The sequence below is a fragment of the Duganella flavida genome (genome assembly GCF_009857445.1).
GTDB lineage: Bacteria > Pseudomonadota > Gammaproteobacteria > Burkholderiales > Burkholderiaceae_D > Rugamonas > Rugamonas flavida.
In genome coordinates, this window is sequence record NZ_WWCN01000077.1 from 1 (window position 1) to 255 (window position 255).

A 255-nucleotide genomic window follows, 5' to 3' on the forward strand; every position below is an offset into this window, starting at 1 on the left:
GGAATTGACGGGGACCCGCACAAGCGGTGGATGATGTGGATTAATTCGATGCAACGCGAAAAACCTTACCTACCCTTGACATGGCAAGAACCTCCGAGAGATTGGAGGGTGCTCGAAAGAGAACTTGCACACAGGTGCTGCATGGCTGTCGTCAGCTCGTGTCGTGAGATGTTGGGTTAAGTCCCGCAACGAGCGCAACCCTTGTCATTAGTTGCTACGCAAGAGCACTCTAATGAGACTGCCGGTGACAAACCG

The 255-nt window shown here is 52.9% G+C and carries 1 rRNA gene; it reads left to right on the forward strand.

The window, feature by feature from the left end:
• Positions 1 to 255: ribosomal RNA gene (locus tag GTP46_RS29280) — 16S ribosomal RNA — on the forward strand; the annotation flags it as partial.